This is a genomic window from Nonomuraea antri, assembly GCF_013283785.1.
Lineage (GTDB): Bacteria > Actinomycetota > Actinomycetes > Streptosporangiales > Streptosporangiaceae > Nonomuraea > Nonomuraea antri.
On the sequence record NZ_JABCPZ010000344.1, the window covers coordinates 1 to 7,788 of the forward strand.

Here is a 7,788-nt window from a genome sequence, read left to right on the forward strand (position 1 = left end):
GGGGCGGCGGGCACGGCGCCGGAGGCGAGGACCGCCACGGCGGCGGCGAGGCGAGCGATCATGCGCCCAAGGTAGGGAGATGATCATGAACTCAGCGTGATGTTGACGTCACCCATGCCGTTTCAGGACCGACTTCATATCGCCGCTTGACACAGCCGGACCCGATCTGGTTGCCGAAAACAGGCCCCAACGTCCAGTTTTATCCGGGTTCATTGACCGTAACCACGCATTCACGGGGGTCCGAGTCGAACGTGTTCAGTTCCCGCATAGAGTGTCTTGAGTGAGTGTCGCGCTCGGAACAACCCGCCCGCTACCGGTTCGCACCACCCCCGTCGGCGACCCCGGTGACCTGCTGGCCTCCCTGCCCAGAACCGCGCCCTACGCCTGGATCAGGAACGGCGAGGGCCTCGTCGGCTGGGGCCAGGCCGCCCGCGTCGCCGTGCCACCAGGCCCGCAGCGGTTCGCCTGGGCCCGGCAATGGCTGACCTCCGTCCTCGGCGACGCCCACGTCGACGACCCGCTGCGCGTCCCCGGCAGCGGCGCCGTCGCCTTCGGCACCTTCACCTTCGACGAGGACTCCCACGGCAGCGTCCTGGTCGTGCCCCAGGCCATCCTCGCCCGCCGCGACGGCCACGCCTGGCTCACCACCATCGGCGACGCGCCACTGGAGACCTTCACCCCGGTCCGCGAGCCCGGCCGCATCAGCTACGGCGACGGCAGCCTCACCGCGCCGGAATGGGAACACGTCGTCGCCCGCGCCGCCCAGCGCATCCGCGCCGGCGAACTGGAGAAGGTGGTGCTCGCCCGCGACCTGCTGGCCACCGCCGAGCACCCGATCGACATCCGCATCCTGCTCACCCGCCTGGCCCAGCGCTACCCCGAGTGCTACACCTTCTCCGTGGCCGGGCTGGTCGGCGCCACGCCCGAGCTGCTCATCCGGCGCACCGGGCAGGAGATCGAATCCCTCGTCCTGGCCGGCACCACCCCGCGCGGCACCGGCCCCGCCGACGACGTCGCCCGCGGCGCCGCGCTGTTCGCCTCCGCCAAGGACCGCCACGAGCACGAGTGCGCCATCGCCTCGGTCCGCCACACCCTGGCGCCGCTCTGCTCGTCGCTGCACACCCCCGACGAGCCGGAACTGCTCGTCCTGCCCAACGTCCAGCACCTGGCCAGCCACGTCACCGGACGCCTGGCCGACGGCGCGTCCGTGCTCGACGTGGTGGCCGCCATGCACCCCACCGCGGCCGTCGGCGGCACTCCCACCGACACCGCCATCAAGGTCATCCGCGAGCTCGAAGGCATGGACCGCGCCGGATACGCCGGGCCGGTCGGCTGGATCGACGCCAACGGCGACGGCGAGTGGGGCATCGCCCTGCGCTCGGGCATCGTCCAGGGCCGCCGCGCCCGGCTGTTCGCCGGCGGCGGCATCATGGGCGACTCCGACCCGGCCGCCGAGCTCGCCGAGGCCCAGGCCAAGTTCCGCGTCATGCAGTACGCCCTCGAAGGCTGACCCCCGGCCGCTCGCGGCCCGCGGCGCCTGTTCGGGGACGCGCATCTCCGTGCCCCGGCCCGCGGCGGCCTATTCGGGGACGTGGATCTCCGCGCCCGGCTCGACCCGGGCGCGGCCGGCCGTCAGCGTCGCCAGCCACTCCGTGAACGACTCCACCTCGTCGTCGCCCACCGCCACCGAGAACCCGACCTGCGCGCCGTACCGCACCTCGCGCACCGCGAACCGCGAGGCCCGCAGGTCGTTCTCGACCCGCCCGGCCTGGTCGTGCGCCACCGACACCAGCATCAGCCTGGCCGGCACCATCCGCACCGCCTCGGCCCGGTCGAGCGTCTCGGTCACCGCCGAGCCGTAGGCGCGCACCAGGCCGCCGGCGCCCAGCAGCACGCCGCCGAAATAGCGCGTGACCACCGCCACCACGTCGCTGAACCCGCGCCCGACCAGCGCCTGCACCATCGGCGTGCCCGCCGTGCCGCCGGGCTCGCCGTCGTCGTCGCCCTTCTGCAGCCGCTCGCCGATCACGTACGCCGTGCAGTTGTGCGTCGCCCCCGCGTGCAGCCGCCGCCGCTCGGCGATGAACGCCGCGGCCTCCTCCACCGTGGCCACCGGCGCCATCGCGCAGATGAAGCGCGAACGCCGCGCCTCGGTCTCGTGCTCGACGCCGGATTTCAGGGTGAGGAACGGCTTGGCCATGGCGAACAGGCTAGCGCCTTTACAAAGTAGATCAGCATGAGGGTGGCGGGAGGGTAAAGCTTGCCGAACACCGCCCGCGTGCCCCGCGCGATCCGGGCTACGATCGCGTCATCCCCCAGCAGGACAGCCTACGGAGGCACCCGTGGACATCGCGGACGAGGTCATGCCCTACGTCAACGCGGCGATCAGCGCCTACGGCGTGACCGTGCTCGCCCGGACCACCGAACTGGCGGCCGAGACCGCCGTCGCCCGCGGCGCCCGCATCCTGCAGCGCATCTTCGGCCGCGGCGACGCCGCCGCGCTCCAGCTGATCGAGCGGGTCGCCACCGCCAAGCCCGACGACGAGACCACCCGCGCCGGCCTGCAACTGGCGATCATCAGGGCCCTCGACGCCGATCCGGTGCTGCGCGGCGAGATCACCGCCATGGCGCTGGCCGCCCGGCTGATCGACGACGTCCCCACCCCGGCGCAGTCCCCGCGCTGACCCCGGGCACGGAATAACCCGCGGCCCGTCCCCGCTGGGGATGGTCATGAGCGTTCGAGAACTCCGGCTGGTGGTCACCGCCGACGACTACGACGAGGCGCTGCGGTTCTACCGCGACGTGCTCGGCCTGTCCCAGCTCGCCGTCTGGTCCTCCGAGGACGGCCAGGTCACCCTGCTCGACGCCGGCCGGGCCACCCTGGAGATCGTCGACCGCAACCACGCGGCCTTCATCGACCAGGTCGAGGTCGGCTCGCGCGTGGCCGGGCCGATCAGGGTCGCCTTCGAGGTCGACGACTCCACCGCCGCCACCGCCAGGCTGGCCGAGGGCGGCGCCGAGGTGATCGCCCCGCCCACCAGAACCCCGTGGAACTCGCTGAACTCCCGTCTGTCCGCGCCCGCCGGCCTGCAGCTCACGCTGTTCGAGGAACTCGGCGACTGAGCATCGTGCACTGCCCGCCCGCCTGAGCTGTGCGGCGCGCACAGCGGCGGGCGGGTGGTGCGGTCGTACCGTTCGGCCATGAGCTATCGCGTCGCCATGGACATCGGCGGCACCTTCACCGACGTCGTCTGCTACGACGAGCGGACCGGGGCCGTCGTGGCGTCGAAGGCGCCCACCACCCCGGGAGACCTCGCGGAAGGCGTCTTCGCCGCGCTCGGCCGGGTCGTCGACGACCCGGCGGCCATCTCGTTCTTCGTGCACGGCACCACGCAGGGACTCAACGCGCTGCTGGAGCGCAAGGGCGCCCGCGTGCTGCTGCTGACCAGCCAGGGCGCGCGAGACGTCTACCAGATCGCGCGCGGCAACCGCGACCGCATGTTCGACCTGCGCTACCGCAAGCCGGCCCCGCTGGTGCCGCGCTCGGAGGTGATGGAGGTCGCCGGCCGCCTCGACTACCGCGGGCGCGAACTCGTCCCGCTGGACGAGGAGGCCGTGCGCGCCGCCGCCCGCCGCGCCCGCGCCGAGGGGTTCGACGCCGTCGCCGTCTGCCTGCTGTTCTCCTACGCCGACCCGGCCCACGAGCTGCGGGCAGGCGAGATCCTGCGCGAGGAACTGGGCGGGGACGACATCCTCGTCGTGCTCTCCCACGAGGTGGCCCGCGAGTGGCGCGAGTACGAGCGCACCTCCTCGGCCGTCCTGGAGGCCTACACGGGCCCGGTGGTACGCCGGTACCTGGCCAGGATCGAGCAGCGCTTCGCCGAACGCGGGCTGGGCGTGCCGGTGCACGTCATGCAGTCCTCCGGCGGCCTGGTCAACGCCTCGTACGCGATGCGCCGGCCGCTGCAGACCCTGCTGTCGGGCCCGGTCGGCGGCACGATGGGCGGCGTGGCCGCGACCCGGCTGCTGGGCAGGGACAACGCGATCTGCGTGGACATGGGCGGCACGTCCTTCGACGTCTCACTCGTCGTCGGCGGCCGGCCGGACGTCAGCGCCGAGGCCCGCATCGAGGGCTACCCGGTGCTGATGCCCATCGTGAACCTGCACACCATCGGTGCCGGCGGCGGCTCGATCGCCTACAGCGAGGCGGGCGCGCTGCGCGTCGGCCCCGAGTCGGCCGGCGCGGTGCCGGGACCCGCCTGCTACGGCCGCGGCGGCACCCGGCCCACCGTCACCGACGCGAACGTGGTGCTCGGCCGGGTCGACCCGGCCTGGTTCGCCGGCGGGCTGATGACGCTCGACGTCGAGGCGGCCGGCGAGGCGGTGGCCATGCTGGCCGACGAGCTGGACCTGGACCCGCTGCGGCTCGCCGAGGGCGTCTGCGACGTGGCCAACGCCAAGATGGCCCAGGCCATCCGCACGCTCACGGTCGAGCACGGCGTCGAGCCGCGCGAGTTCGCGCTGGTGGCCTTCGGCGGCGCGGGCGCCATGCACGCCGTGTTCATCGCCCGCGAGCTGGGCATCTCCGAGGTCGTCATCCCCCGCTTCCCCGGCGCGTTCTCCGCCTGGGGCATGCTGGAGGCCGACGTGCGCCGCGACCTGACCAGGCCCTACTTCCGCCCGCAGGACGCGCTCGACGGCGCCGACCTGGCCGCCACGCTCCGGACGCTGGAGTCGGCCGCGCTCGACGCGCTGGCCGGGCAAGGTGTGCCCGCAGAACGCCGCCGCGTCGAGCACGCGCTCGACATGCGCTACGAAGGCCAGGACTACACGCTCACCATCCCGCTGCGCGACGCCGCCGAACCGGCCGAGCCCGGCTTCCTCCAGGTCGTCGCGGCCCGCTACGCCGAGGCGCACACCAGCAGGTACGGCCACGCCACGCCCGAGGCGCCGGTGGAGTTCGTCATGCTGCGCAGCACCGGGTTCGGCTCCTTCCCCCGCTCGGCCGCCCGCGCCCCGCAGGCCACGGAGCCCGCGGCGGCCGACGTCCGCGATGTGATCTTCGACGGGGCCGTGCACCGCACGCCCGTGCTGCGCAGGGCCGGTCTCGACGGCGAGATCGCCGGGCCCGCGATCGTGGTGGAGGAGACCGCGACCACCGTCATCCCGCCCGGTTGCCTGGCCACCGTCGACGCCAACGGCTTCCTCGTCATCAAGGTGAACCCATGATCGACCCCGTCACCACGGAGATCATCCGCTGTGCCCTGCTGCAGGCCGCGGAGGACATGAACACCACGCTCATCCGCAGCTCCTACACCCCGGTCATCTACGAGGCCAAGGACTGCGCGGTCGCGCTGCTCGACCGCGATCACACCGTGCTCGGCCAGTCGTCCGGGCTGCCGATCTTCCTGGGCAACCTGGAGGTGTGCACCCGCGAGACCGAACGCCGCTACGGGCGTGACGTCTGGCAGGAGGGCGACGTATGGGTGCTCAACGACTCCTACATCGGCGGCACCCATCTCAACGACGTCACCGTCTACGGCCCGATCTTCGCCGACGGCGAGCTGGCCGGCTTCGCCGCCTCGCGCGCCCACTGGCTGGACGTCGGCTCCAAGGACCCCGGCGGCTCCATGGACTCCACCTCCATCTTCCAGGAGGGCCTGCGGCTCGGCCCGGTCAAGGTGTACGCGGGCGGTGCGCCGTGCCGCGACCTGCACGAGGTCATCGCGCGTAACGTCCGGTTCCCGCACGCCACGCTCGGCGACCTGCGCGCCCAGGTGAGCTGCGCCATGACCGGCCAGCGGCGGCTGACGGAGATCGTCTCGCGCTGGGGCGCGGACACCGTGATGGCCGCCCGCGACGAGATCTTCGCCCAGACCGAACGCCTGGAGCGGGCCGCCATCGCGGCCATCCCGGACGGCGTCTACGAGGCGTCCGGGTTCCTCGACAACGACGGCATCGACCTGGACACGCCGCTGCCGGTCACCGTGACGATCGCGGTGTCGGGCGAGTCGATGCACGTGGACCTGACCGACTGCGCCGACCAGGCCACCGGCCCGGTCAACTGCGGCGCCGCCCAGGCCGTCGCCGCCGTGCGGGTCGGCTACAAGCTGCTGGTCTCCGGGGACGTGCCGCTCAACGGCGGCTCGTTCCGCCCGCTGACGGTCGAGACCAGGCCGGGCTCGATGCTGGCCGCCGAGTCCCCGGCCGCCTGCCAGTACTACTACTCCCACCTGGGGCTGCTCATCGACCTGGTGGTCAAGGCGCTGGCCCCGGCGCTGCCCGGCAAGGCCGCCGCGGCCTCCTACGGCGACTCGCTGATCGTCCAGTTCACCGGCACCGACCCGCGTACCGGCAAGCTGTACGTCTCGCAGGAGGCCACCGTCGGCGGCTGGGGCGCCTGGGAGGGCGGCGACGGCGAGACCTGCCTGATCAACAACGTCAACGGCTCGCTGCGCGACATGCCCATCGAGGTGCTGGAGACGCTGTTCCCGGTGCGTGTCACCCGCTACGAGGTGCGTCCCGACACCGGCGGCGCCGGGCGGTGGCGCGGCGGCAACGGGGTGGTGCGCGAGTACGAGTTCTGCGGCGACACCTCGCTGTCGCTGTGGTTCGAGCGCTCGGTCACGCCGGCCTGGGGCCTGGCCGGCGGCCGGGCGGGCGCGCCACCGCGCGTCACGCTCAACCCGGGGACTTTCCGGGAGCGGCGCATGCTGAAGGTGAACGCGCTGCCGGTGCGCGAAGGGGACGTGCTGCGCTGCGAGTCCGGCGGGGGCGGCGGCTACGGTCCCGCCGAGCAGCGGGCCCCCGAGGCCGTCGCCGACGACCTCGCCCAGGGCATGATCACCGGCTGACCAGCACGGCCGTCAGGAGGCGCCGCCGGCGCGGGGGTGGCGGCGGCCGGTCAGCCAGGCCACGCCGATGAGCGCCCCGACGACCGGCCCCGCCGCCGCCCAGCCCATCCAGCCGGTCAACCCCGAGAGCACGCCCGTCGCCACCCCCACCAGCACGACGGGCACCAGCACCCGGCGCACGAACGAGCCGAACCACGGCCGCGTCACACTCTCGTCCGCCATCAGGACCTCCTCCGCTCCGGCCGAGGCCCCCAGCACAGCAGGACGCGGTTGCACCCCCCTTGCCACCCCCTGAACGGGACCGGGAGCGCCGAGGTCAGCGGAGCAGCACGTGACAGGCGAGCTGGAGTGCCAGCCGGTTGGCGGGGTCGTCGAGGTCGAACCCGGCGGACTTGATCCGGTCCAGCCGGGTGGTGACCGTGTTGCGATGCACGCCGAGCCGGTCCGCCGCCTTCAGCGCGCCGCCCTCGTCCAGGACGGCGGCGAGCGTCTCCAGCAGCGTGCCGTCCTTGTCGATCGCCAGCAGCGGGCGCAGCACCACCGCGGCGGGGGCGCGCAGCACGCCCGCGGGCAGCGCGCCCAGCAGCTCGGCCGGGCCCATCCGGTCCGCCCTGGCCACCGTGCCCGCGCCCGCGACGAACGCCGCCGCCTCCGCGCCGAGCAGGGAATCACCCATCGACGCCAGGTCCGCGACCGCCGCGCCGACGCCGGCCGCGCACGGCCACGGCATCGTCTCGACGCAGCGCCGCAGCCGCTCGGCCAGCTCGACGGGCGGCAGCGCGGACCATCCCGCCCAGCCCTCGCCGCGCCGCAGCACCGGCACCTGGCCGAGGGTCGCCGTGATCAGCTCCTGGGCCCGCGCGGCGTCAGGACGCTCCCCGACGGGCCGCACCAGGTAACCGGTGACCGGCCCGCGCACCGCCCACCCCAGCGC

General features: G+C 73.7%; 8 protein-coding genes. 5 read left to right on the forward strand and 3 right to left on the reverse strand.

The genetic code is table 11. From position 1 onward, the window contains the following. The first annotated feature begins 280 nt into the window (after positions 1 to 280). Positions 281 to 1,510 (forward strand): isochorismate synthase, encoded by a 1,230-nt coding sequence (locus tag HII36_RS51445; protein WP_173530718.1) that lies wholly within the window; start codon positions 281 to 283, stop codon positions 1,508 to 1,510. A 69-nt stretch (positions 1,511 to 1,579) separates the two neighbouring features. On the opposite strand, the gene HII36_RS51450 is transcribed toward HII36_RS51445, so the two are convergent. Then, positions 1,580 to 2,200, reverse strand: coding sequence for a YigZ family protein (locus tag HII36_RS51450; RefSeq protein ID WP_173530719.1), 621 nt, complete (start codon positions 2,198 to 2,200; stop codon positions 1,580 to 1,582). A 142-nt stretch (positions 2,201 to 2,342) separates the two neighbouring features. On the opposite strand from HII36_RS51450, the gene HII36_RS51455 reads away from it, so the two are divergent. The 4 genes from HII36_RS51455 to HII36_RS51470 all read left to right on the forward strand — a co-directional run bounded on the left by HII36_RS51455 (position 2,343) and on the right by HII36_RS51470 (position 6,854). Beyond that, positions 2,343 to 2,684: a hypothetical protein gene (locus HII36_RS51455; RefSeq protein ID WP_173530720.1), complete on the forward strand. Its 342-nt coding sequence runs from the start codon at positions 2,343 to 2,345 to the stop codon at positions 2,682 to 2,684. A gap of 46 nt (positions 2,685 to 2,730) precedes the next feature. Then, the gene (locus HII36_RS51460) at positions 2,731 to 3,123 is read left to right on the forward strand and encodes a VOC family protein (protein WP_173530721.1); all 393 of its coding nucleotides are present in this window, start codon (positions 2,731 to 2,733) and stop codon (positions 3,121 to 3,123) included. A 78-nt stretch (positions 3,124 to 3,201) separates the two neighbouring features. Next, positions 3,202 to 5,229 (forward strand): hydantoinase/oxoprolinase family protein, encoded by a 2,028-nt coding sequence (locus HII36_RS51465; protein ID WP_173530722.1) that lies wholly within the window; start codon positions 3,202 to 3,204, stop codon positions 5,227 to 5,229. Next, positions 5,226 to 6,854, forward strand: coding sequence for a hydantoinase B/oxoprolinase family protein (locus HII36_RS51470; protein ID WP_173530723.1), 1,629 nt, complete (start codon positions 5,226 to 5,228; stop codon positions 6,852 to 6,854). Before HII36_RS51465 ends, HII36_RS51470 begins: the two co-directional genes overlap by 4 nt. Positions 6,855 to 6,866: 12 nt before the next feature. Here the strand turns inward: HII36_RS51470 and HII36_RS51475 are convergent, their stop codons facing one another. Both HII36_RS51475 and HII36_RS57530 read right to left on the reverse strand, forming a co-directional pair. After that, a complete protein-coding gene (locus tag HII36_RS51475) occupies positions 6,867 to 7,076 on the reverse strand; it encodes a hypothetical protein (protein ID WP_173530724.1) in 210 nt (69 codons plus the stop codon). A 94-nt stretch (positions 7,077 to 7,170) separates the two neighbouring features. Continuing rightward, a partial coding sequence (locus HII36_RS57530; protein WP_173530725.1) for a helix-turn-helix domain-containing protein occupies positions 7,171 to 7,788 on the reverse strand: 618 nt, incomplete at its 5' end.

Bases quoted from the DNA above. Each gene is read 5' to 3' on its own strand.
- HII36_RS51450 (WP_173530719.1), bottom strand. From the start codon at position 2,200: ATGGCCAAGCCGTTCCTCACCCTGAAATCCGGCGTCGAGCACGAGACC.
- HII36_RS51460 (WP_173530721.1), top strand. From the start codon at position 2,731: ATGAGCGTTCGAGAACTCCGGCTGGTGGTCACCGCCGACGACTACGAC.
- HII36_RS51465 (WP_173530722.1), top strand. From the start codon at position 3,202: ATGAGCTATCGCGTCGCCATGGACATCGGCGGCACCTTCACCGACGTC.
- HII36_RS51470 (WP_173530723.1), top strand. From the start codon at position 5,226: ATGATCGACCCCGTCACCACGGAGATCATCCGCTGTGCCCTGCTGCAG.
- HII36_RS51475 (WP_173530724.1), bottom strand. From the start codon at position 7,076: ATGGCGGACGAGAGTGTGACGCGGCCGTGGTTCGGCTCGTTCGTGCGC.